Source organism: Massilibacillus massiliensis, assembly GCF_900086705.1.
Classification (GTDB): Bacteria; Bacillota; Negativicutes; order FLKF01; family FLKF01; genus Massilibacillus; species Massilibacillus massiliensis.
Genome location: NZ_LT575483.1, coordinates 778,908 through 802,602 on the forward strand (window position 1 = coordinate 778,908; position 23,695 = coordinate 802,602).

Genomic DNA, 23,695 nt, shown 5'->3' on the forward strand with positions numbered 1-23,695 from the left:
CTTACACTCTATTGTGTCCTATAAGAAGGCAGAAATATCAAAACAGACATTTTCTTTTAAATCTTACGACCCTTTTGCTTGTTCGTCAATAAAAAAGTGTACCACGATGATAGACGCCTCAATCAAGGCCTCGATAAGAGCCTATGCTTTAGAGACACATTTCTTTAAGCTGCTCCACCAGCTACGCATCGGGTGTTTTTCAAAAAACAAGAAAATAATCGGGATAACTACTAAAGTAAATACAGTTGACGTCAATAACCCTCCGATAATTACCCAAGCCATGCTAACACGTGTTTCCGACCCTTCCGTAAGCGATAATGCTGTGGGCAGCATACCAACAACCATAGTTAAAGTCGTCATAAAAATTGGTTTTAGCCGAACTTTACCAGCTTCAATAATTGCATCGTAAGCATTCATCCCACGATCCATGAGTGTCAATGTATAGTCTAAAAGCAAGGTACCATTTTTCGCGACTAGACCATCCATGACCAGAATTCCCACCAAAGAATATAAATTTATCGTATTATTGGTGAGGAAAAGTAACAGGATTGAACCAATCATACCTAATGGCAATGAAAACATCCGAATAAAAGGAGTAAGTGTAGATTCATATAATACTGCAAGCAACATATAGATCAGCACCAAAGCCAGCGATAAAGCTTGCAATAATTCACCAAACGTATCATTCATACTATTTGCCTGTCCAGTAAATCGATACGTAACCCCTTTACCTAAATCTACATTTTTTAATACCTCACGTGACTCTTTAATTACTTCATTCAATGGACGATCCGTTAAATTCGCACCAATAATAATAGAACGCTGTTTATCTGCACGACGAATACTTACTGGACCTACACCTTCTTTTATGCTTGCCACATCATCAATAAAAATAACCCGTCCATCTGCTTGCAGAGGTATCTTGGCAATATCCGATGCCTTGAACCCATCACTGCCCCTGAATCTAACTTGAATATCTGTATCATTTCCATCATTATTGACATCATTGGCGATCACGCCAGCTTGTTTACCGGCAATCGCAGATGAAAATGTATTCGTAACATCCTGGATAGAGGTTTTATATTGTTTTAACTTTTCTCTATCAATTTCTAATTGCAGCTCAGGCATTCCCTCTGTATAGGAGCTGCTCACATCTTTTATCCCTTTTACATTTTGTTTCAATAAATCTTGTACTTTATATGAAGCCGCAACCAGACTATTCAGATCATTTGCACGCAACTCTATTTGCAAAGCTCCACTGCCGCGTCCAGATCCTGGCCCGCCGGCAACACCGGCTACAGAAGACTGGGTTTCTTTCACCTGTACACTGCCGCCACTAATATTCACATCGGCAAATTGCCGTACATCATTTGTAATCTGCCATACACTACGGCTGCGCTCTTTACGATCATAAAGTTGAACACTAATTCCGCCTTCATATTGATTGGTTCCACCGATATAGGATAGATAATATTTTACTTCTGGAATTGTTTCTAAATAACTTTCCATTTGTGAAATTACGATGTCCGTCTGCTCTACACTTTGGCCAACTGGCAATTGCAAATTGATGTCGAAACTACTTTCATCGGTGCGCGGCATATACTCAGAACCAACAATCCCCGATGGAATAAAGCTCATCGTCGCAATAAACAATAGGAGTACGGACACAACAATTTTCTTACGATGATGTAAACTCCATTTTAATATTTTCTCATATTCCGTGACTGCACGGTTCTCAATTCGATCCATAAACGTCCAGATTTTTCGTTTTTCGCTTTTAATCCCTTGTGCAAAAAGCCTTGATGCCAACATTGGCGTAAGTGTAAAAGATATAAATAATGAAAATAAAGTAGCAAATACGATCGTTAAACCGAATTGTCTAAAAAACTGTCCGGTCATGCCATTCATAAATGCAATAGGTAAGAATACGACAACATCACAAAGTGTAATTGCAATCGCCGCCATACCAATCTCATTACGTCCTTCTTCTGCGGCTATTTTTGCCTCTTTTCCCATCATCATATGACGATGGATATTTTCCAGTACGACAATCGAATCATCTACTAAAATCCCCACACAAAGCGCCATCCCCATCAATGACATCATATTAAATGTAAAACCCGCAATATACATTACGAGGAAAGTAGAAATCAAAGATGTAGGAATTGCAATCATCACGGCGAGCGTAGAACGCCAGCCTCGTAAGAATAAAAATAGAACCAATCCTGTTGTGCATAACCCTTCGATTAATGTCCCCAAAGTATTATGTAACGATTTATTAACGTAATCTGCTGCATTATTTACAACGATAAATTCATACTCCGGATAATCTTTTTTCAATCTTTCCAAATTGCTCGTAACTGCCTCTGCAGTCGAAACGATGTTTGCATCACTATTTTTATAAATCACCATGGAAACTGCATCCTGGCCATTTACGCGTCCATAACGATTCGCTCTGGCCTCTTGCGCTTTAATATTTGCAATCGCCGTAATCGGAACATGGATGCCGGCAGAATTCGTAATTTGTAACTTTTCAATCTCTTCTACCGATTTATATTGCGCTGTGATGCGTACATTCGTTTGTGTCGTCGTTGTATAAATAGAACCAGATGGCAGCAAAGTATTTTCAGAATTAATTTTTTGGATGACTTGATTTAAGGTTAATTCATAAAAAGCCAATTTATCTTTATCTATTTCTACGGCAATTTCCCGATCCCGACCACCGCGCAATTCGATTTCAGATACACCATCGGACTGCTGTAAACGATCCTGAAAAAAATTCGTTGCTTTACTATACATATCCGATAAAGAATTTTTAGATACGACAGCAATCCTCATAATCGGCATTGCATTAATATCCCGCTTGATAACTACCGGTTCATCCACATCATCCGGTAGTTTATATCTCGCTGCATTTACTTTTTTCGTTGCTTCAATAGAGGCATAATCTGCATTGGCAGAGAACTCCAACTGCAGCGTAATTCGAGCTTGCTCCGCACTGGCAGTAGCGGTCATCTGTTTTACATTTGACACAGAAGATAATGCATCTTCTAAGGGTTTAACAACTTGTTGTTCAACCGATTCTGCACTTGCCCCAGGATATTTTACATAGATTGTAACATAAGGCGTATTCAGCGCCGGTAATAACTCCACACCAATTCGATAAAAACTATATAGCCCAAGTACTACAAACAAGCCTACGATCATACAAATTCCAACGGGTCTCTGGATAGAAAAACGCGTTAAATTCATTCAGCCGCCACCTGCCCATTTTCACTCTGCAGCATAACTTCTAATCCATTTCTTAACCGCGCTAAATTATTGACGGCTACAACATCGCCTTCCGCAATTCCTTCAACAATTTCAACGTATGCATCATTTCTCAGCCCAAGTTTGACTTGACGTTCCTGTGCTTTATTTTCAGAGTCAATTATAAACAATGAAATTTTTCCATTTTTTTCAATTACACTGTCTTTAGGAACAAATAAAGTTTGCTTGCGCTGCAAAACTTCGATTGCCGTGCGCCCAAACATCCCTGCTTTAATGAATGAATCCTCTGCTTTCAACATAATTCTTGCTGTATATCCCTTTGTTGCACTATCTACCGCTGGACTTACATAAATAATTTCCCCTGTATAATGATTGCCTAAAGACTCAATATTTACATCTACCTGCCCACCAATTTGAACGACTGCCACATCTTGTTCTGACAATTGACAATCCATATAGATCTGGCTATTATCCACTAGTTCTAAAACTTTTTGGCCTGCCGCAGCAATCGCACCCACTTCAGCATTACGATACCCAATGATCCCGTCCCGCGGTGCCACTAAAATTAAATCAGATCGCTGTTTCGCCAATGATTCCGTGCCATGTTTTGATTTTTCAAATGCAGCACGTTTGGCCTCTACACTTGCAGGTACATCGCCTGTCATCGCTTGATTTAGCAGCGTATCCAAAGCTGCTTTACTATTGATCATTTCTTGATAAACGGTGTCTAAAGATTCCTTTGAAATCGCACCCTGCTCATAAAGTGCCTGATACCGTTCATATTTTGTTTTGGTCCGTTCATAATCGATTTGCTGTTTTTGATAAGAAGCATCGTATGTAGATTCCGTTTCTTTTACATCAGCCTCAGCCTGACGTACTGCTGCATTGTTTTGTGCTATAGATAAATCAAGATCCCCCGTATCTTGCACAAGTAAAACATCACCGGCTTTCACCTGCTGCCCCAGACGCACATTAACTGCAACTATGCGCCCTGTATATTTTGGGGCTATATCAACGCGTGCCTCTGAAACAGTCTGCCCAAAAAGTGAAACCCGCCGCATCAAATCTTTACGTTCCACAACGTAAGTATCAACCATCGGTTTCACCATTTCTCGCTGCTGGCCGTCCGGATTTGCCTTATGATAAAATAAAGTATACAGGATGCCTAAGATTACAATACCAACCGATCCAACTGCAATCAATTTCTTCTTATTCATTGCTGAAAAATTATGTCGCATAAACTATTCACTCTCCACCTTAACGCTATCCACAACGCACCTATACAGCATCTTGCATGTTTGACTTGACTAAAAATTGTCCATTTGACCACCTTATCATAAGAATGTGACAAAATCGTGACAAAAAAATATAAGGTTGTTACAAAACAATGTAACTCTATTTTGTAACAACCTTACTTTTTATTTTACAATGCTAAAATAAAAATCCGTCTTCTCATTTACAGACTGCAATCAATTCAATTTCAACCAAAGCACCCTTAGGTAATTTCGCAACTTGTACACATGCACGCGCTGGTGCTTCCGCTTCAAAATAGTTTGCGTAGACTGTATTCATCGCCGCAAAATCATTCATATCATCTAAGAAAACACTCGTTTTCACTACATCCTTCATTGTACAGCCAGCCTCTTTAAGAATTGCTTTTAAGTTTTCTAAGGATTGTGTAGTTTGTGCGCTTATGCCGCCCTCAACGATTTCCCCCGTTTGTGGATTCACTGGAATTTGCCCAGATATAAATAAAAATCCATTTGCTTTTATTGCCTGGGAATATGGTCCAATTGCCTTTGGTGCATGATCTGTATGAACAACTTGTTTCATGAAAAAAACTCCCTTATACATATTATTTTATGCTGTACAACTTCACGCTGCATAGCATGTATATTTTAGAAAGAACTATAATAATTTTTTTGCTAAATCAGGTCGTAAACAATTGGAATCGCCTAAATAAACATGTACAATTTCCTTTTGTTTTTTTTCTGTGTTGACCAATAAAAGTACGCGCACACATTGATCTAAACCATTTTCAACATCAAGTTCCTGCGTTCCAAATAAAGGTACGAAATCCCAGCCAATCTTTCTTGCTGCAGCTGCTGGAAACGCCGCATTTAAGTCAGGCGTAGCACTAAAAATCGCCGCTCCAATATCTTCAAGTTTCAGGTTATTTTTCTCGACTAATTCCATTAACAATTCTTGCACTGCCAAAAAAATGGTCTCTTTTTTATTCTCTGCTACAGTAATGGCTCCCCTTATTCCTTGTAACACCTTAGCCCTCCTACCTCATCCTCATATAATAAAATATTCTTTAATGTATTTCGCACTAATTCGTAAAAATCCTATCTAAAATCTTATAAAATAAAAAATTTTTATTTTTTAGCTTATAGACAGATGGACGGCGGGTCAGTGAAAGCGCATTTTAATGCGACGCTCCTTTGTTTTTCGTACCTGGCCTTTTCCGGAAAAATACGTTCCGAAGGATGAAAAAGGACCAACTTGCGTGAATAAATCTGTTTGTTTGAACGAAGTGAGTTTACAGATTTTAGCAAGTTGGTCTTTTTTCAAGTATTTTGGAGGGTTGAGGCCTAGACCTTTTGGTCCTTTTGTGTCGATGACAAAAGGACGCGTCCCTCTATCTGTACATATTTTTAAAATTACGGCAAATAATGACGCTTATGATTAAAAATTTCCCCTTGCTCATAAGCTGAGGACTGCTCCAATTTACGATATTTTTCGATATACTGTGCAGTATGATTTGCAATTTGATGAACACCACGAATCAAAATATCGGCTTCTTCATGTGTATTATACAAACCAAGGCTGACTCTAACCATTCCGGGGAAAGGAATATCATCATGTTTACGATAATATTCGATCTCCTCCTTTGTCAATCCTAATAGTTTTTGCACATAAGGATGCGCACAGAATAATCCACTCCGCACAGCAATGCCAAATTCATACGATAAAATTTTTGCAATTAATCGATGTTCAATATCAGGTAAAGTGAATGAAATAATGCTCACTTTATCACCTTGTTTTTTCGGACAACCAAACAATTTAATATTTTTCACATTTCTCAGACCGCAAATGATATGTTCAATCACCTGCTGCTCATATTGGTGAACATGCTGCATATCCACTTTTTTCAATGTATCAATCGCTTTTAATAAAGCAGCAACCCCAATTACGTTAGGCGTACCAGCCTCCTCTTTATAAGGCGCACTATCCCAATCTACAAAATCATGCGTAACCAATTCAACGGCGCCGCCTCCTTTTAGAAAGGGCTGACATTTCTTAAAAATATAATTTTTCCCAATGAATATACCAATACCAAAAGGAGCATACATTTTATGCGCTGAAAACACCAAATAGTCTATATGTTCCATATGATGAAAGGGTTTCATATCAACTGCCCAATGCGGTACAAGCTGTGCACCATCCACTAAAATTTCCGCTCCATATGTATGTGCAAGTTTCGCGATTTCATAAATTGAATTGATATACCCAGTTACATTCGATGCGCCAGTCACACTGACAAGTTTTACTTTGCCACGATATTGAATTAATTTATTTTCCAAATCATTTAAGTCTAATTTACCAACTGCATCGATTTTTACATAATCCATAGCAAATTTATACCGCCAAGGTAAGTCATTTGCCAAATGTTCCATCTCTGTACTAAGAATCACTGCATCTGGATATACAGCATGAAAAGCATTTGCGAAAAGATTAATTGCTTCTGTCGTTGTTTTCGTATAAATCAAGGTATCTTTCTTCTCATCTGCCCCAACAAAATTTTTAATTGTTGCTCTGCCATTTTCATAAAGATCCGAAGATAAAATAGACTTATACCCCATACCTCTATGCACAGATGAATACCATAACGCAAATTCGTTGATTTCGTTCATAACAGATATGAAAGGAGGCGTTGTAGCAGCATTATCAAAATTGATCGCTTTTATCATCTTACCGTTGAGTAACGGAACACGCTGTTCTATCCCCACGACCAATTGTCGCATTCTTTTTACAAAACTTTGTTTTATCATATCTATCCCTCTAAGTTTTATTTTTCCGATTCTTTTCTGTTTATTCTATTCAACCGGCTTCTTAGAGGTTACGCTTTCCGTCCTTACACTTTCATCCTTCAACAAAATATTATGTAAAATCATAAGCCATAAATTGCAATCTTACATTCCTACCAAAAGTTTCTTTAATTCCGCAACTGAATGTACAATTTTTTTTGGATTTGATTCCGTCAGTTCAGTCATACTGCCGTATCCATAGCTAACACCAACAGCAGCGATTCCATTTTCACGAGCTCCTAAAATATCATGCTTGCGATCTCCAATCATAAGCGTACGCTGAAGATCCACATGTTCAAGCTGAGACAAGGCAAAGTCAATAACTTCGCCCTTATGTTCACGCGTTCCGTCAAAATTACTTCCCGCTATAACTGTAAAATAATGATCAATTTGATAATAGGATATGATTTCTTTTGCATGTTCGGTTGGCTTAGCTGTAGCAAGCACAAGTGTCTTCTGTTGTTTTTTTAGCGCTTCTAGCATTTCACCCACGCCCTCAAACATTGCATTTTCCTTTATGCCTTCACGTTCAAAACGTTCACGATAAAAAGCCGTCGCTCGCATTGCCTCTTGTTCATTCATTTTGTAACCTTCCATATAGGTTTCAGTTAAAGAAGGTCCAATAAAACAACGCAATTTTTCTATTTCAGTCTCCATGATTCCCACTTTCTCCAACGAATATTGAAGACAACGAATAATGCCTAAAGCTGAGTCGGATAAGGTTCCATCCAGATCAAAAAACAGCGTATTATATTTTGCAAAATCCTGCATATCAAAACTCCTTTATCTAAGTAATTCTTTGTATTTATAACATATAAAAATTAAATTCTTGTTTTTTTCAGATTACCCTGCATAAAATAACATTTATATCATAAATATGACTATAATAACTCTCAATTATCTAGAAAGGTTTTTCTCTCTCTTATTCTCTCATATGCAAAAAAAAATTACCAATTTTCTCATAATTGAAAGGTATTTATTGGTACATGTTGTATATAATACTTATTGAAAATAAAAATACTTAAAAAAAACAGTTTAGGAGATATATTTATGAACAAACGGTACCTCAAGAAAGCTCTTGACACAGAATTGGCTGCCTATCATGATGATCATATAACTTTTGTTGATAATTTACCTGCTACTGTTTTTGTAGTCGACTATAAAAACCGCATCTTAACGATCAACGAAGCCGGAGAGCAACTCTTTCAGCAATTAAATTTTACACAAGAAATAGATCTAAAAGAATTCAATTTACCAGATTGGCTGATTCATGAATTATATAAATTTCGTCAGCTGCAATATCTGTCTATTAAATTTCATAAAAACATCTCTGTAGACGACTCAATAGTCATTTTTGAAATAACTTTTTCCAAGCAAGATGCGAACAATACCTTGGAAAATATAAAAATAAGTATAAAAAAATTATCTCAAAATATCATTTTACCTGACTTTCAAGATTTACACAAACTATACTATGATGCGTTTTACTATAATAGCACTGCGATGGTTATTTTTGACGAAAACATGCGCATTGTTTCCCTAAACAAAAGTTGTGAAAAACTCTTTGATATCAGCAGTGAAGATTATGAAGGTAAACAAAGTTATTTAGGACGGATATCAAAAAAATCTTATCGTTATCTCATTCATTATAATCACCAGCATCCTGCTGAGGAAAGACTGCCCAATTATCAAACCATTGAAGTTAAAACTGCGAAGGGTATCCGTAAAACCCTTTATATTACAACCTCTTTTATTCCGCATAGCAAACAAACTTTAGTTTCCATTACAGATGTAATTCAAGAAAAAACGATATTTAAAAAACTTTTGCTGGATAGCAGCATTGTTGGAAATCCATTCGATCAGCTACCAATTATCACCTTTATTTCCTCCTTAACCGGCGAAATTATGGAAGCAAATCAAAGTTTTTGTATTGCCACAGGTCTGTCTCATGATCATATTTATCATAAAAATTGGTTGGATTTAGCACTCGATGCCAAACCCGATTTACATCGCGACATCCTAAGAAAATTAGAAGCCAATGCGATTGTTGAAAATATTGAGATGACATTCAATTGGGTCGCTTTAGAACCTCCACAACGTATCGGCTTATTATCCGCACGCAAAATTTGTTTTAAAAACAAACCTGCTATCATTTTCACAATCAACGATATTAGTCAAGTTCACGAACTCGCCAATGAAATCTATCGACTAGAACGGCTCAATATTGCCAGCGAACTTGCAGCTGGTGTTGGTCATGAAATTCGTAATCCAATGACGTCAGTTCGCGGATTTTTACAAATGCTCAGCAAAAAAGCCGAAATGAAAACCTATCAATCTTATTTTGAATTGATGATCGAGGAATTAGATCGAGCCAATTTAATCATTACAGAATATTTATCTCTGGCAAAAAACAAACTCAGTCAAGTTGAGTCTACAAATATAAACTGTATTATCAGACAAATTCTTCCTTTACTTCAGACGAATGCGATTACACATAACAATTTTATCGACATTGATTTAAATGAAATTCCTGATTTACTACTTGACGGAAAAGAAATCAGACAGCTGCTTTTAAACATTGTAAAAAATGGTTTAGAAGCAATGCAATCCGGTGGAAAAATAACCATTGCAACAAAACAAGACACACAAAATATTATTTTATCAATTAAAGACGAAGGCCCTGGGATTCCAGACGAGATCAAAGAAAAAATCGGTACACCGTTTTTTACGACAAAGGAAAATGGAACTGGACTTGGTCTCTCAATTTGTTATACAATTGCCAGCAAAAATAATGCTACTATTACAATTGATTCTTCCTCTAAAGGCACTACCTTTTACATAAAATTTCCACTGCCTAATTTTGATACAATGACATAAATGAATCAAAAGGATATCCTATAAAACCTACAGTCTTTCTGATCTTTGTCTGCTGAAAGTTTCCCCAAAATAAAAACTGACCAACCTCCTAAAATTCGTAAACTTATTTCGCTTAAGTCTACGTATTTTAGGAGGTTGGTTATTTTATTACTGCTACTTTTATCCTATTGTTCGGGTATGAAAAACCTTGTAATAGTGCTTCAACATATTTTCCATGCCTTGAACCAGAAGTTTCTTCACCTCAAAATAATCCGCAGCTTTGCCTTCCCGTAAATTTTGATAAGCATTCACAACAAAATCCGTATAGATATTAATTTTAGCAATACCTTCTAATGCACATTTTTCTAAATTTTCATCACCGGATGATGACCCGCCATGCAATACCAACGGTATCTCTATCGCTTGTGCCAATTCTCGCAACCTTGCAAAATTAATTTGCGGTGTCCCCTTATACAGTCCATGCGCCGTTCCTATTGATACAGCCAAACTATCAAGACCACTTCTTTGTACCATTTGTTTTGCTTCTTCTACCGTAGTATAGATACTTTCATCTCCGGCATCTGTCTCTCCTTGTCCGACATTGATGCCTGTTCCTACATGTCCTATTTCAGCCTCTACCGGAATATTTTTTCTATGCGCGAAATCCACAATGCTTTTCGTCATTTCTATATTTCCCTCGAGATCCTGTGTCGAAGCGTCAATCATAACCGAAGTAAAGCCAGCCTCAATTGCCTTTTTGATAAACACAGCATCAGTACCATGATCAAGATGCAGCGCAATTGGAACCCTTGCCCGTTCAATATAAAATTTTCCAATCATAGCTGCTTCTTCTATATTCTGATAAACTGAATGCGCTTGTGCATAAGATAAGATCAGCGGCAGCCCCATTTCTTCAGCTACCCTGATATACGCTTTCGCCGATATTTGATCGACAAAATTGGCCGACGGTATTGCAAAGCCCCTTTGTTTCGCTTCCTGAAGCATTTCTTTTGTCGATACCAGCATATGGATTCCTCCTTTTAACTTTTATACAATGACATAACCTGTTCTGACAGCCTGCTCTCATCAACTCTCATTTTCCTTGCCCATAATGCTCAAAGACCGCAACAGCCTGTTCAATTTGACTTTCTGACAAAAGGGCAATATCCTTGCTTACAGCTCTGGCTGCCAAATAAGTTTTCGCTGCCTCCTCCAAATAAACACATGCACAAAGTGCCTGCTTTAAGTCCGCCCCAACAGCGATCACACCATGATTTTTTAAGATCACCGCAAGCTTATCTTCTATATTGGCTACCATTTCAATTCCCATTTGTTCACTGGCAGCCGAACTAAACGGACAAACCTTTACACTGCCTCTCACCGAATTGGCTAATGTAGTAAGAACGCACGGCAGCTCATCGGCAATAAGGCTGACAGCCGTTGCATATGGCTGATGTGTATGGATGATTGCATTTACATTTGGCATATGTTTATAGATATACCGCAAAGCCACCGTATCCACAGACGGTTTTCTGGTGCCTTCTAAAATCATGCCGTCAATATTGACAACTAAAATATCCTCTTTAACAAGGTCTTCATATATCATGCCTGAGGGAGTCACCAAAATTTCTCCAGTAGTCATACGCCAGCTGACATTTCCTCCCGAAAGAGCAATCAGTCCATACCGATCAATTTTTATCCCCGTCTCAATCATTTTTTGCTTTTCTTTTTCAAACAATTTCTTTTACCTCATTTACTATATTTGATGATATGCAATGCTCTTCAGCGATTTCGGATGTATTTTAAATTCCAGCTCCACAATGCTTTTATATAATGCATCACCATCTTGAAAGCTATTTGCATGAATCCAAAATCTTCCCTTATTTAACAAAGGTTTATTGATTCTCACGAACATAGCCAAAGAATATCTTGATTCTCGCACTTTAAAATACCGTATATCACAGTATTTATACCGCTGCACTTTGCCCATAGAAGAAAAGGAAATATGATCATCGGCAATGATAATTTTATCCGGGTAACTGCCGGTCAGAAACGTATTATAAATCGTATACAAGCAGATCGTGCTGATCAGTAGGGCAAGGATCAGATGCTCCGGGTATAAATAAGCGCCGACGATGCAGGAAATACCTCCGCCAATAGCAACCAAAACCGGAAGGATCACCTGAAACATAAACTCCCTTTTGCGGCAAACATAGATTTTCATACGATCACATCCCCGTATTATCACTTGCCGCATGTATTTCCCGTGCTTCTCTGATGATCCTATTCCTGTTGATGATCGCCATACCGATTGCTACAATAGCCAGCAAACCGATTCCTGCAATACCGATATCATTGATATGCACAATCGCCCAGGTAAGAGGATTCGCACCATCGCAAATACTGGAAATAGCCATAGCCCCCTCCGGCATTTTGAATTTGGCATTGACCGCCGCCGTAGTCATCAGCGGTGAAAGATCGGTAGCGATCAAAAGTCCCGCTGCGATTGTGATAATTCCGGTAACTAAAGCTCTAAAGCCATTTCCGTTCACCATTGGGATGATCAAAACAAACATGAACGGAATAACGGCAAGATCTGCAAATGGCAGAACTTTATTTCCCGGAAGCACAACTGCCATAAAAACCGTCAAAGGTACAAGAATCAAAGAAACTGCCAACGTGATCGGATGCCCTATCCCAATCGCCGAATCAAGCCCGATATAAATTTTGCCCCTGTCTTTAAAGCGTGTCTCAATAAATTCAGATGCAGCATCCGATATCGGCAGCAATCCTTCCATCAGCATTGCAGCCATTTTAGGAATGAGAACCAACACCCCGCCCAAAGTTATCCCGAGTGTCAGCACCGGACCGATCTCATACCCTGCAACGACGCCAATGATCAGCCCCAATACAGTGCCTACCAGGATAGGCTCGCCAAATACACCAAATTTATTTTGTATTTTATTTAAATCAATATTAATATCTCTTACACCCGGAATCATGTCAATCACTTTATTGATGATCCACGCAACAGGTACATATGCGCCGCTAAATCCATGCGGCAGAGAAATTCCCGCGAGCCCATTGGTTTTCTCCAGAGCAGGCGCTGTATAATCGGCAATCACCATAATGATGATCATATTCAACACCGCCGCTATAATTCCAAGCATCTGGCTGTCTGTTAGTATCGCAACCAAAGCCCCGGTAAAAGCAAAATGCCAATAATCCCAGATATCAACATCCACAGTTTGCGTTGTATTGGTAAACAACATCACAATATTAACCAGCAAGCATAAAGGAATAATAACGGTCCCAACAGTAGATGCAAATGCGATCGCTGCGGCTGCCGGCCAGCCTACATCAATCACTGACAAACTCAAACCATAACGTTCTACCATTTGCTGAGCTGCCGGCCCCAGGCTTGAACTCATAAGACCGATGACAAGATTCAGCCCAATAAACCCGATGCCCACGGTCAGCCCTGCTCTGATTGCCTTTCCTACTCCCGTTTTTAACACAACTCCTAAAATAAAGATGATGATTGGCATCATAACCGAAGGCCCCAAACCTTGTATAAATTTAAAAGCAGTCAATACTGTATCCATATTTTCCACCTCTCCAGCATATCGCTAAATTTATCCAGTTACTTTTCTAATTCCGCTAAAATCTGCTTAACAACATCATCGAGCCCTCTTCCTGTCAGGAAAGCAATTCCCATAATAAAAGGACATTTAACATCAGATACCATCGTCGTTGCGATACATAAATCGCAGTTTGCCGATTTAGAAGGCACCTCTGCAATCTTACATTGAAATAATTCATATTTGCCTTTCCAGCCATGATCATCTAAAATCTTTTTCAGTTTGTTTAACACTGCCGTCGATGTACAAACACCGGCTCCGCATGCTACGAGAATCTTTTTCATTGATACGCCCCCTTATTTTATCTTAAGTTTTATCCTGTACCGTAATCCCTTCTATACGTCTGCCACTACGATAACCCCAAATCAACAATGACACTTCCTGCTACTTGCTAAACAACATGTTAAATGTATGCAATAATGCAGTCTTAGATTTACTTGTAATCAAATTCCGTAATACGCCTTCACGCTGGAATTCTGTCATCAAGGTCTGTAAAAACTCCATATGACTGTGGGCCTCTTTGATTGCCAGCATAAATACAATTTCCACATTTACCTTTGTTCCCGGCATTCCCATGCCTTGAAAAATAATCGGATTGTTTAATACTGCTATACTGATTGCCGGTATATTGACATGCTGCGTATCGGTGTGAGGAATTGCTATACCTGCCTCATCAAATTGCAGTCCTGTACAAAAATTTCTTTCCCTTTCCAAAATAGCTGGAACAAAGCTATCCTTTACCACCCCCTTTGCATTTAAATTTTCTGCCATTTTTCTAATGACTTCCATATCATCATTTGCTGTAAAATTAATAAATATAAAATCTAAGTCTATATTCATATCTAAAATCTTATTGTCAGATTTCACATAAGTACCTCCTACTTTTATTTTTTTAATTCTGTAATCAATGTATCAAAAGAAGGTGATTTTAATAAAACCTCTCCACTGTTTCCCTCTATGAAATTATCGTATATTTTTTTAAATATATCTTCCCATGTATGGTATAACCGCTGTGGTATCCCAAGTAGAAATACAATTTGCACCCTCTCTTTATCCCACACAATAGATTTTTTTAATATCGCCACACTAATCGCTGGTTTATCCATATGATTTTCCAAAGAATGTGGTATCGCAATAAACTTGGAAAATTCCGTAGACGCCATACGTTCTCTGTCGAAAATTGATTGTTTCACACTTTCATCCATATAACCGTTTTTTATCATCCCATTTGCCATTTTTTCTATGACTTCTTCGGAAGATTCCGCTTCTAATGCCGAGAAAAATAGATTTTCCTTAAAAAATTCATTGCAGTTTACATCAATTTTCTCTGTACATACCTGATTGATTTCCTTCTCCACTCTTGTAAGGTCATATTCGGTCATAATAGGCTCTACACGAATAATTTTTTCAGATTTGATCTGGTGTATCGGTACAGTTGTAAAGACAAAATCAGTCTGTCGTAGAATTCTCTCGTCGAGTTCATAACAGCTCATGACTTTTTTGATCTGTAATATAGCGCCAAATCTTCTTTGCAGTTTACTTTTGAGCAAGAGACCCGATGAAAGGCCTGTCCCACAAACAATCACAGCGGTCTTTCCCATTTCACTGCTTAGCTTATTACGCTCTAAGGCCGCACCAAAATGAATAGCCAAATATCCAATTTCGTTTTCATTTGTTTTTACGTTTTCTTCTTTTTCGATAACTTCTCCAGCAATCAATGCCATATCAAAAGCCAATGGATAATTTGTCTTAATTGACTTTAAAATATCATTTCTTATATTCATATTAAATCGAAGCCTGCTAATCGCAGCGATCAGATGTATTGTTATTCCAGAAATCAATTCATCATCATTGGACAAGTCAATCTCTGTATTATCATTTATTTTTTTTAATATTGAACGAATTAAAATTTTCAGCTCATCACTATTTTTTGATGATTCTATAAATTTTTGACTCGCAATAAAATGCTGCGTTAAATAATATATCTCATTTTTGATATCCACGCCCAGCTGTTGATCAACGATGTCGAGAATTTCCCCTGCCGGAATAAAATAGCTTGATTGCTCCAGTCTCAAACATTCATTTGCAGTATACTCTACCGTATTCTTCTTGCCAGCTCTGCGCATCGTTATAATAATATGTACCAACAAATTTTTGAAAGCAATATCCGTCAAATGAATATTATGTTTTAAAATGACTTTCAGTAGAATATGCTTTATGGCTTCTATTTCTTGGCTCGGAAACAAATCATTGAAAAATTGATTCTTGGGTAGATTTAAAAGATCATCTCGATTAAAAATATATTCCGATATGCAATACCTGATCTGAGCTTCATCGCCGCTTATCTTTATACCATTTTTTCGATCCGTTGTAAGTTTTAAATTAAAACGCTCTACACTCTTTTTAATATCACCTAGATATTTCTTCAAAGTGGATAGACTGATGAATAATTCATCTGATAGATCCTCTTGCTTGACGACCTTATTATATAATGAATTCAGTAAAATTCTGGCAATAATGAAAGAAATACGATCATGATAATCAGACGGGACTACATTGATTCCTTTATAATCTTTTGCACTATGAATAGAATATAGCAATGCCTCGTATGTCTCCTCATCATCTACTGCCAATGTATATCCATTTCTTGTTTCAGCAACAATATGAGCACCTTGCCCTCTCAGCAGCCATGCTACTTCTTTCATATCACTTCTAATTGTACGACTGCTCACGCCTATTAAATCCGCTAAATATTTTCCTGTAACACTTCCATTGTTATGATTTAATAATTTTAGAATCTGTAAAATTCTTTTATTTTGAATCACCATATTTACATCCTCCATCTGCTGTTATTATATAAACATTAGTCTGATAATTCCAGTTATCAAATTTCCGCATATTTAGGAAATAAAAGATTCCGCTTAAAATTTATAATTACTTCATAAGGTGCCAATTACAAAAGAGGTCAGCAGCTCTTTCCAGCCGCTGACCTCTTTTGTAATTTTTTCAGTATTTAGGCTCCCAGCGCTTCTTAAATAAAGTAAAAAACACCACGCCTTTCATTTAAGTTTCAAAATCCACGCCCGTTGACAAACATTCCTCAAAAGCAGCTTATGTACTCCATACAGCTACTCTCCTTTGCGTGAATATTATACGCAATCGTGCATACTGATTTGTTTAAATTATATTATAATTTAAACAAATTCAATATTTTACAAATTAGGAGGACGATTCTATGGCATCATCACCAACAGTAGTTTGGGTAATGCAGCAAAAGCATGGTCAGGTATTTTGTGCTATAATAGCTGAAGCACTTTAATATGGCTTTCCATTTGTAAATGTTTTTTTAAAGCAAATATTTACAAATTCGATATAGTATTTTAGGTTATCGTTACGAATGAAAGGAAGTATCTTGTTTTTATGTCAAAGGAAAAATTATGGACGATAGAATTTATTATGATGAGTTGCAGCAATTTTTTTCAATTCATATCACAATATATTCTGGTAGCAGCATTGCCAATTTTTATTATGGATGAACTGAGCGGGGGAGAGCTTGAGGCCGGACTGGCAATGACTTTTTTTCAAATCGGGACAGTCTGCTGCAGGCCTTTCGCAGGCCGCTGGATCGATACAGTGAATAAACAAAAGCTGCTGCTTGTTACAACCGGGCTGTTTTTTTTAGTTATGGCAGGTTTCAGTTTTGCAAATTCTCTGCATGCAGTACTTTTATTGCGTTTGTTGCACGGGATATTATTTGCATTAGGTACAACCGCAGCATCTACGATGGCAGCTTTAATATTGCCCAATTCCTGTAAAGGTGAAGGTATCGGATATTTTGCTGTTTCAACAAACTTGGCAATGGTTGTAGGACCTCTTATCGGATTACTCATTATTCATCAATGGGGAGCCTCTGCCTTATTTATTTTTTTAACAATCGTAGCTCTTTTTACAATAGGAGTTAGTAATTGCAAAAAGTTGGAATCTGCAATTACAGAACCTGCTTTAAGAGAAAAAAAGGGCTGGAACCTGCAGGATTTCGTAGAAAAAAAATCCTTACCGATGGCGTTTCTTGGTGGGTTGGTATTTTTTGCTTATGGAGGTATTTTGACGTTTATTCCGTTATATGCAAAAACCTTAGGACTTAGCACTGCTACAAGTTTATTTTTCATGGTATTTGCTTTAGTGATTGTCATCACACGCCCTTTTATTGGACGGATTTTTGATTATAAAGGTGCAGATTTTACAGTCTATCCAGGATTTTTATTTTTTATTGCCGGACTTGTTTTATTTAGTTCGGTTACTACGTTAACCGGATTACTTTTTTCCGCAGCTGTTTTAGGGATCGGTTTCGGAGCTCTGAGCCCTGCTTTTCAGACCTTAGCGATTCAGAGTGCTCCTGCGGAACGAGCTGGTGTTGCAACAGCTACTTATTTCTGGTCTTTAGATATTAGTGTCGGCCTTGCGGCAATATTACTGAGCATGGTAGCAGAGCGGAATGGCTACGCTTTTATGTATGGTGTTGTGTGTGCAAATGTAATACTTGCAGCTGTAATTTGTTACAGCATATGGAGAAAATTCAGAAGATAATCATAGTAAAATATGAGCTTCCATATGGTATGCCACCTCCAGATAGGACAGTGAAAAAGACCGTTATAACGCATTTATGCGTTTCAACGGTCTTTCTTTTTGATTAAATTTGGAGGAATACAGACTTTTTCAGTGGCCTTGCTTTTCTTGGCATAATATTACCTAGATATGAAAAAGGCTTCTCTGTATCCGTTTTCATTTATGTTTCAATATGCTATATAACAATCTACTGCATAAAATCAGCGCGCCAATATAGCCGAACACGCCCAGCAATGGAATGCCCATAATTTGAGGTGACATCTGTGTTGTAGCAATAATACTTGAGCCAAGCAACAAGGCAGAGCTGATAATACAAACGATCAACTTATTAATCATCTTGTCGAACTGTTTAATTGGTTCTTCCGAGCCAGTTAAATCTAAATTTACCTTTGTCTGTCCCTTAATTGTCATTTTTAATATATCCGACAACTGCCCTGGAATATCAACTGTCTTTCGCGTAAATTTGTATAACAATTTCTGTGTATGCTGCAATTGTTCTATCAAATCAAAATTACGTTTGAAATCCGATCTCATATGCTTTGACAATAATTCTACGAGATTTACCTCCGGGCAGCAGGATCTAAGAACGCCTTCAATCGTAATCGCACCACGCGCTAACATACTGATTCCCGGAGCAAAACTAATATTGTGACGTTTTGCGATTTCAAGCATTCTGCGAATGAGTTGTCCAATATCCAAACTGCCAAAATCCAGATTACTGTATTTATTCATGACATCGTCAATATCTGCATATAGCTTTGCATGATTAATTCTTCCATTTGGTATTCCAATAGAAAGTACAACATTTTTCATTTCATAGGCATCATTATTTACAATTGCAAGAACGGCCTTGCGAAACATCGTCTTATCCCGATATGACAATTTACCAATCATGCCCAAATCAAGCCAAACAATATCTCCATTTCTTATCCATATGTTTCCAGGATGAGGATCTGCATGAAAATATCCATCATCTACAATCTGTTTCACATAATTTTCACCCAGTTTTTTACCGATTTCAGTCATATCATAACCGAGCTCTACCAGCTCGTCCACTTTATCAATGGGGATGCCTTCTATATACTCCATTACAAGAATATGCGCTGTCGTTAGATTACGTTCGATGATCGGGCATGACACATACGCTACATCACGATTGAAGTTTGTAAATTCATAGTTGTGGTTTGCCTCCATTAAAAAATCCATCTCTTGCTTGGCAACTGTCCACATTTCCTCAATAATCATATTAAAATCAAGAACACTACTCGTATCACTGATAATTTTTAAAATTTGAGCAGCCCTGCGAAGCAATACAATGTCCTGCGCCATAATCTCGTAGATTCCGGGTCTTTGCACTTTAACGACTACTTTTTTACCATTTAGCAAAACGGCCTCATGAACCTGCGCAATTGAAGCTGAGCCAAGTGAAACCGGTTCAATTTTTTCAAACACATCAGAAAGTGGCATATTATACTCTGTCTCTACGACCTTGATAATCTGTTCAAAAGGCACAGGCGTGACTTCAGCACGTAATTTGATCAATTCATCACAGTACTCCTGTGGCATAATATCAGGCCGCATCGACATAATTTGTCCCAATTTCACAAATGTTGGCCCCAAATCTTCCAAAATTAAACGCAGTTTTTTAGGGGTCAACCCATGGACAATTTCGCGATTATTTAAAACCGAAATAATTTCCTTTAATCGATCCGTAGATATATTTTGATTGTTTGCTTCTTTACTATATTTTAAAAAGCTACCCATCAACATACGCGTTTGCTCCATTCAAGAAAATTTACTACCGTGCATCATGTTATTAGTATACATCGAAATTGCTTTATAATGAAATGCTAAAAGACGAAATTCATAATGAATTTCGTCTTTCTTAATTTTTGAAAATTAATCACAATATTTTTCAGCCAATTGTTTTTTTACTTCAGCATTTTCTAAATACTCATCGTATGTCATCGTTCTATCTACCAAGCCCTTTGGCGTAATCTCAATGATACGATTTGCAATCGTTTGAATAAATTGATGGTCATGCGATACAAACAACATCGTACCAGTAAAATTCGTTAACCCATCATTCAATGCCGTAATAGATTCAAGATCTAAATGATTCGTTGGTTCATCTAATAAAAGCACATTTGCACCGCTCAACATCATTTTAGATAACATACAGCGTACTTTTTCCCCACCAGATAATACATCCGCACTTTTTAAAGATTCTTCACCAGAAAATAACATTCTGCCTAAAAAACCGCGAATAAAAGACTCATCTTGATCGACTGAGTATTGTCTTAACCAGTCTACCAAACTCAATTTTATTCCTTCAAAATATGTCGCATTATCTTTCGGTAAGTAAGCTTGTGTCGTTGTTACGCCCCATTTAAACGTCCCAGCATCCGCTTCAATTTCACCCATTAAAATTCTAAATAGAGTGGTCTTTGCTAAGCCATCCGGTCCTACAAAGGCAATTTTATCTCCTTTATTCACAAAGAAACTCACATCATCTAATACTTTTTCACCATCGATTGTTTTCGTAAGCCCTTCAACCTGCAATAGCTGATTTCCGGCTTCACGCTCCGGTTTAAACGCGATATATGGATACTTACGCGTAGATGGTTTAATATCATCTAACGTAATTTTTTCTAGTAACTTTTTACGTGAAGTTGCCTGCTTTGATTTAGAAGCATTTGCACTGAATCGTTGAATAAAGGCTTGTAAATCCTTCATTTTCTCTTCTTTTTTCTTATTCGCATCCTTGGCTAACTGCAACGCCAACTGACTGGACTCTAGCCAGAAATCATAGTTTCCGACATATAATTGAATTCCTTCGAAATCAACATCTGCGATATGTGTACAAACCTGATTTAAAAAATGACGGTCATGAGATACAACAATGACTGTATTTTCAAAATTAGCCAAAAAATCTTCCAACCAGTTAATCGATTCGATATCAAGATGATTTGTCGGTTCATCTAATAACAAAATATCAGGATTGCCAAACAATGCTTGTGCCAGAAGCACACGTACTTTCTCTTTACCACTTAACTCTGCCATCTTAGCCGTATGTAAAGGTTCTGGGATACCAAGCCCATTTAATAAGCGAGCTGCTTCTGGCTCCGCTTCCCAACCATCCAATTCAGCAAATTCACATTCAAGTTCAGATACACGCATACCATCTTCATCGGAGAAATCAGGTTTTGCATACAAAGCATCTTTTTCATCCATGATTTCAACCAATCTGTGATGTCCCATAATAACTGTCTTTAAAACTTCATATTCATCAAATTCATAATGATTTTGTTTTAGCACTGCCAAACGTTCACCCGGGGTAATATCAATACTGCCCTTCGTCGGTTCGATATCTCCCGCTAACAATTTCAAAAAAGTGGATTTACCGGCACCATTTGCGCCAATCACACCATAACAGTTTCCCGGCGTGAATTTTATATTTACATCTTTAAATAAAATACGTTTGCCAAACTGTAAAGTTAAACCATTTGTACTAATCATATGTTAATTTATCAGTCCTTTAAAAAAATTTCTTTATATCGCAATATTTTATCATATTCTACGGGCTAAGTCTAATCAATACAATCCCACGAATCGCCTACTTCATTTATTTCTGCAGGAGCAAATAAACCGCCTTACTCTACAAGCAGTCTTTTTAAAATTTTTCCTGTCTGACTTTTCGGTAATACATCTACTACATGAAACTCCCGCGGAATTTTATACAACGCTAAATTTGCCTGCAAATACTCTTTTAACGCTTTTTTTTGAAGACTCTTTCCTTCTTCCATAACAATAAACGCAGCCCCCGCCTGTCCGCGGAGTTTATCAGCTACACCAACGACCGCCGCTTCAATAATCCCCGGATACATATATAGCACTTCCTCAATTTCCCGAGGATATATATTTTCCCCATTGCTGATGATCATATCTTTCAGACGATCTACAACAAAAATATATCCGTCCTCATCTTGATAAGCCATATCTCCCGTATGAAGCCATCCATCGCTAAGAACTCGTTCTGATTCTTTTGGCAAATGAAAATACGCTTTCATTACATTTTCTCCCTGTACAATCAATTCACCAACTTGTCCCATTGGCATTTTCTCTCCCTGCTCATTTACAATCGCAACGCGAACACCAGGCAAAGCTAACCCTATTGAACCCCCTTTGACTTTTCCTGGACGGTTCACAGCAACAACAGGTGATGCTTCAGATAATCCATATCCTTCTAATAATTCAATTCCAAATTTAGTTGTAAAATCTTCAGCGATTTTCAACGGCAATGTTGTCCCGCCAACAACAATGAAACGAACCGTGGATAAATCATTTACATCTGCCAATCGTGTAAACAAACTGCAAATCGATGGCACCAAATAAAGAATACTAATACGTTCTGTCTTAATCACTTCTAGGGTTTCTTTCGGTGCAAAAGTTTCAATAATTGTAATGGTCGCTCCAGTTAATAAAGGATTTAATACCGCACAAGTCCAAGCAAAACAATGATACATTGGCAATACGCATAAAATATTATCGTGACTACAAATATTTAATGCCTCTTTAAACATCTTGGCATTGCTCGTCAAATTTCGATGAGACAACACCGCTCCTTTAGGATTACCAGTTGTACCCGAAGTATAAATGATGACACAAGTATCCTGATCCGTCATTGTTACACGCTGCAAGAATTCATCCGTGGCGGCGTCTTGCTCTTTGACAGCACAAACAATATCAGAGATTCTCAGAAGCGTTAAGTTTTTATTATACGCTTGATTTGCTAATGCTTGATTTAAATCAACACTTTGATTTGTAATAAAAAAATTCATCTCAGCATCTTTTACAATGTAAGCAATCTCACGTTCACTCAATTGAAAATTGATCGGTACCACGACAGCACCTAAACTCACAACCGCCATATAGCAATATATATACTCAACTGAATTTCTTGATAACAACCCAACATTTTCTCCTGCACGAATTCCACAACGATAAAAATAACTTTGATATTTTTTTACCATAGATTCTAATTCACCATACGTAATTCGCTTTTCTCCATCAATAACAGCAATTGTATCCTTCTCGCCCTGCTTGATAAGCTCTTGTACTAACATAAACACTGACTCCTCCACTTATGAAATTCTATCAACGATAAAAAAGTAATTCGCTACATAGGATTTCCCAATCATACATATCTAA

18 protein-coding genes are annotated in these 23,695 nt (G+C 37.5%); 2 read left to right on the forward strand and 16 right to left on the reverse strand.

The features are described 5' to 3' along the window. Nucleotides 1–141: 141 nt before the first annotated feature. From BN6559_RS04075 to BN6559_RS04105, 6 genes are all read right to left on the reverse strand, one after another. Nucleotides 142–3,252, reverse strand: coding sequence for an efflux RND transporter permease subunit (locus tag BN6559_RS04075; RefSeq protein WP_110953552.1), 3,111 nt, complete (start codon nt 3,250–3,252; stop codon nt 142–144). Beyond that, on the reverse strand, nt 3,249–4,508 hold the full coding sequence (locus BN6559_RS04080) for an efflux RND transporter periplasmic adaptor subunit (protein ID WP_110953553.1): 1,260 nt from the start codon (nt 4,506–4,508) through the stop codon (nt 3,249–3,251). Before BN6559_RS04080 ends, BN6559_RS04075 begins: the two co-directional genes overlap by 4 nt. 214 nt (nt 4,509–4,722) lie before the next feature. Then, entirely contained in the window at nt 4,723–5,103 is a 381-nt protein-coding gene (locus BN6559_RS04085) for a RidA family protein (RefSeq protein ID WP_110953554.1), read from the reverse strand. A 75-nt stretch (nt 5,104–5,178) separates the two neighbouring features. Then, on the reverse strand, nt 5,179–5,547 hold the full coding sequence (aroH, locus tag BN6559_RS04090) for a chorismate mutase (RefSeq protein ID WP_110953555.1): 369 nt from the start codon (nt 5,545–5,547) through the stop codon (nt 5,179–5,181). Between the two features lie 386 nt (nt 5,548–5,933). Then, complete coding sequence (locus tag BN6559_RS04100) at nt 5,934–7,325, reverse strand: aminotransferase class V-fold PLP-dependent enzyme (protein ID WP_199883731.1); 1,392 nt, start codon at nt 7,323–7,325, stop codon at nt 5,934–5,936. A gap of 141 nt (nt 7,326–7,466) precedes the next feature. Next, entirely contained in the window at nt 7,467–8,132 is a 666-nt protein-coding gene (locus BN6559_RS04105; RefSeq protein WP_110953557.1) for an HAD-IA family hydrolase, read from the reverse strand. Nucleotides 8,133–8,411: 279 nt separating this feature from the next. Between BN6559_RS04105 and BN6559_RS04110 the strand changes: the two genes are divergently transcribed. Next, the gene (locus BN6559_RS04110; RefSeq protein WP_110953558.1) at nt 8,412–10,238 is read left to right on the forward strand and encodes a PAS domain-containing sensor histidine kinase; all 1,827 of its coding nucleotides are present in this window, start codon (nt 8,412–8,414) and stop codon (nt 10,236–10,238) included. A gap of 159 nt (nt 10,239–10,397) precedes the next feature. Here BN6559_RS04110 and BN6559_RS04115 read toward each other — a convergent pair whose 3' ends face one another. The 7 genes from BN6559_RS04115 to BN6559_RS04145 form a co-directional block, all read right to left on the reverse strand. Next, complete coding sequence (locus BN6559_RS04115; protein WP_110953559.1) at nt 10,398–11,243, reverse strand: class II fructose-bisphosphate aldolase; 846 nt, start codon at nt 11,241–11,243, stop codon at nt 10,398–10,400. Nucleotides 11,244–11,310: 67 nt separating this feature from the next. Further along, nucleotides 11,311–11,955: a class II aldolase/adducin family protein gene (locus tag BN6559_RS04120; protein WP_110953560.1), complete on the reverse strand. Its 645-nt coding sequence runs from the start codon at nt 11,953–11,955 to the stop codon at nt 11,311–11,313. Nucleotides 11,956–11,973: 18 nt separating this feature from the next. Continuing rightward, nucleotides 11,974–12,441 carry a hypothetical protein gene (locus BN6559_RS04125; RefSeq protein ID WP_110953561.1) on the reverse strand — a complete coding sequence of 156 codons (468 nt, stop codon included), beginning with the start codon at nt 12,439–12,441 and terminating at the stop codon, nt 11,974–11,976. 4 nt (nt 12,442–12,445) lie between these two features. Next, a complete protein-coding gene (locus BN6559_RS04130; RefSeq protein ID WP_110953562.1) occupies nt 12,446–13,822 on the reverse strand; it encodes a PTS galactitol transporter subunit IIC in 1,377 nt (458 codons plus the stop codon). Between the two features lie 38 nt (nt 13,823–13,860). Next, nucleotides 13,861–14,142: a PTS sugar transporter subunit IIB gene (locus tag BN6559_RS04135; protein WP_110953563.1), complete on the reverse strand. Its 282-nt coding sequence runs from the start codon at nt 14,140–14,142 to the stop codon at nt 13,861–13,863. Between the two features lie 100 nt (nt 14,143–14,242). Next, complete coding sequence (locus tag BN6559_RS04140; RefSeq protein WP_110953564.1) at nt 14,243–14,725, reverse strand: PTS sugar transporter subunit IIA; 483 nt, start codon at nt 14,723–14,725, stop codon at nt 14,243–14,245. A 17-nt stretch (nt 14,726–14,742) separates the two neighbouring features. After that, nucleotides 14,743–16,686 carry a BglG family transcription antiterminator gene (locus tag BN6559_RS04145; protein ID WP_110953565.1) on the reverse strand — a complete coding sequence of 648 codons (1,944 nt, stop codon included), beginning with the start codon at nt 16,684–16,686 and terminating at the stop codon, nt 14,743–14,745. Between the two features lie 592 nt (nt 16,687–17,278). Here BN6559_RS04145 and BN6559_RS04150 point away from each other — a divergent pair. After that, entirely contained in the window at nt 17,279–18,445 is a 1,167-nt protein-coding gene (locus BN6559_RS04150; protein WP_110953566.1) for an MFS transporter, read from the forward strand. Between the two features lie 195 nt (nt 18,446–18,640). Here BN6559_RS04150 and BN6559_RS04155 read toward each other — a convergent pair whose 3' ends face one another. The 3 genes from BN6559_RS04155 to BN6559_RS04165 form a co-directional block, all read right to left on the reverse strand. Then, nucleotides 18,641–20,254 carry an ABC1 kinase family protein gene (locus tag BN6559_RS04155; RefSeq protein WP_110953567.1) on the reverse strand — a complete coding sequence of 538 codons (1,614 nt, stop codon included), beginning with the start codon at nt 20,252–20,254 and terminating at the stop codon, nt 18,641–18,643. A 129-nt stretch (nt 20,255–20,383) separates the two neighbouring features. Continuing rightward, nucleotides 20,384–22,003, reverse strand: coding sequence for an ABC-F family ATP-binding cassette domain-containing protein (locus BN6559_RS04160; RefSeq protein WP_110953568.1), 1,620 nt, complete (start codon nt 22,001–22,003; stop codon nt 20,384–20,386). 134 nt (nt 22,004–22,137) lie between these two features. Beyond that, nucleotides 22,138–23,610 carry a class I adenylate-forming enzyme family protein gene (locus tag BN6559_RS04165; RefSeq protein ID WP_110953569.1) on the reverse strand — a complete coding sequence of 491 codons (1,473 nt, stop codon included), beginning with the start codon at nt 23,608–23,610 and terminating at the stop codon, nt 22,138–22,140. Nucleotides 23,611–23,695: the final 85 nt, after the last annotated feature.

Excerpts from the sequence above, each read along its gene's own strand:
- BN6559_RS04125 (WP_110953561.1), bottom strand. The coding sequence starts at position 12,441 with ATGAAAATCTATGTTTGCCGCAAAAGGGAGTTTATGTTTCAGGTGATC.
- BN6559_RS04080 (WP_110953553.1), bottom strand. The coding sequence starts at position 4,508 with ATGCGACATAATTTTTCAGCAATGAATAAGAAGAAATTGATTGCAGTT.
- BN6559_RS04150 (WP_110953566.1), top strand. The coding sequence starts at position 17,279 with ATGTCAAAGGAAAAATTATGGACGATAGAATTTATTATGATGAGTTGC.
- BN6559_RS04110 (WP_110953558.1), top strand. The coding sequence starts at position 8,412 with ATGAACAAACGGTACCTCAAGAAAGCTCTTGACACAGAATTGGCTGCC.
- BN6559_RS04145 (WP_110953565.1), bottom strand. The coding sequence starts at position 16,686 with ATGGTGATTCAAAATAAAAGAATTTTACAGATTCTAAAATTATTAAAT.
- BN6559_RS04160 (WP_110953568.1), bottom strand. The coding sequence starts at position 22,003 with ATGATTAGTACAAATGGTTTAACTTTACAGTTTGGCAAACGTATTTTA.
- BN6559_RS04115 (WP_110953559.1), bottom strand. The coding sequence starts at position 11,243 with ATGCTGGTATCGACAAAAGAAATGCTTCAGGAAGCGAAACAAAGGGGC.
- BN6559_RS04105 (WP_110953557.1), bottom strand. The coding sequence starts at position 8,132 with ATGCAGGATTTTGCAAAATATAATACGCTGTTTTTTGATCTGGATGGA.
- BN6559_RS04130 (WP_110953562.1), bottom strand. The coding sequence starts at position 13,822 with ATGGATACAGTATTGACTGCTTTTAAATTTATACAAGGTTTGGGGCCT.
- BN6559_RS04075 (WP_110953552.1), bottom strand. The coding sequence starts at position 3,252 with ATGAATTTAACGCGTTTTTCTATCCAGAGACCCGTTGGAATTTGTATG.
- BN6559_RS04100 (WP_199883731.1), bottom strand. The coding sequence starts at position 7,325 with ATGATAAAACAAAGTTTTGTAAAAAGAATGCGACAATTGGTCGTGGGG.
- BN6559_RS04155 (WP_110953567.1), bottom strand. The coding sequence starts at position 20,254 with ATGTTGATGGGTAGCTTTTTAAAATATAGTAAAGAAGCAAACAATCAA.
- BN6559_RS04135 (WP_110953563.1), bottom strand. The coding sequence starts at position 14,142 with ATGAAAAAGATTCTCGTAGCATGCGGAGCCGGTGTTTGTACATCGACG.
- BN6559_RS04085 (WP_110953554.1), bottom strand. The coding sequence starts at position 5,103 with ATGAAACAAGTTGTTCATACAGATCATGCACCAAAGGCAATTGGACCA.
- BN6559_RS04165 (WP_110953569.1), bottom strand. The coding sequence starts at position 23,610 with ATGTTAGTACAAGAGCTTATCAAGCAGGGCGAGAAGGATACAATTGCT.